Source organism: Klebsiella sp. Ech2A, from assembly GCF_030078455.1.
GTDB lineage: Bacteria > Pseudomonadota > Gammaproteobacteria > Enterobacterales > Enterobacteriaceae > Klebsiella > Klebsiella terrigena.
On record NZ_JAQGFU010000442.1, the window covers coordinates 1 to 1138 of the forward strand.

1 protein-coding gene is annotated in these 1138 nt (G+C 65.8%); it reads right to left on the reverse strand.

The window, feature by feature from the left end; translation table 11 throughout:
• Positions 1–63: 63 nt before the first annotated feature.
• On the reverse strand, positions 64–1138 hold a 1075-nt coding region (locus PFH44_RS27845; RefSeq protein WP_283826875.1), incomplete at its 5' end, for a saccharopine dehydrogenase family protein.

A 1138-nucleotide genomic window follows, 5' to 3' on the forward strand; every position in this document is an offset into this window, starting at 1 on the left:
GATAAAAGCGGCCAAAGCTGGTACCACAGACAATCGCGCGGCGGCGGGGTGTCGAAGCTGGAGTCATATCACCCCCTGCTCTGGCTGCCTGTCCGGCAGATACTGGCTGATGTGGGTGCCCGCATGCAGCCGCGTGATATCAGCCAGCACGGTCGCCGGGTTCAGGACGCGATCGGCAAAATGCACGCCCGGCACAATCTCGCCGCGCATCAGGCTCAGAACGGTACTGACGGCGGTGGCGGCGGTGAGCGCCAGGCTGCTGTCCGTGCGCACCACGACGCGCCGACGCGGCTCCCCCTCCTGCTGCCAGTCAAACACCATCTGGTAATAAGGGGCGTAGCCCGCCAGATCGATTTCGCTGGCCTTCTCCACCGCTGCGCGGGCCAGGGCGAGACTCTGCGATGTGCCATCCACCTTGCCGCGCAGCCCGGTCAGGGTTTCCCGCAGGCATTGACCGCTGAAAACGTTGTACCAGCTCAGCGCGGAGAGATGATGGCGCAGCGCCAGCCGCTCGGCGTCGGCGCTCAGCCAGGGCAGTAACGTAACCTGACCGCTGAAATGCGCCAGCGTATCCGTCTGCTGCGTTGACAGAACGTGGCGGGCGCGACGGCCGAGGCGCCAGCCGGCACCGGCTTCTCCGTACCAGTAATCGCTGCCCTGCAACGCATTACATTGTTCATTTAGCGACAGCACCAGATCGGTGGCCGCCGCGCCGCTCACCTGCTCAATGCCGCCGCTGTAGACCGTCAGCTCGCCGCCGGCACGCTGGCTCATCCAGCCAGGCACCAGATTTGCCAGCCCGGGCAGCATCCCGGCGGAGAGCACCGCAGTCCAGTGCTTATCGCCGGCAGGTTGCCCCTGCAACAGATGCCATGCCGGACCATCGCCTGAGACATCCACATAATGCGCATGCGCCGAGGCAGCAGTACGCGCCACCCGATCGAGCACCTGATAGGAGGGACCGGCGCAGTTCACCACCGCGACGCAACCCCGGAAAAACTCGCGAAGCGCCTCCTCCTGCCATAGATCCACCGGCCGAGCCTCCGCATCCAGCCGCGTTGCCAGCTGCCGCAAGGGATCGAGACGGCGACCGCCGAGCCGCAATGCAAATCCGGCCTCAGCCAGCCAGCGGCTGACA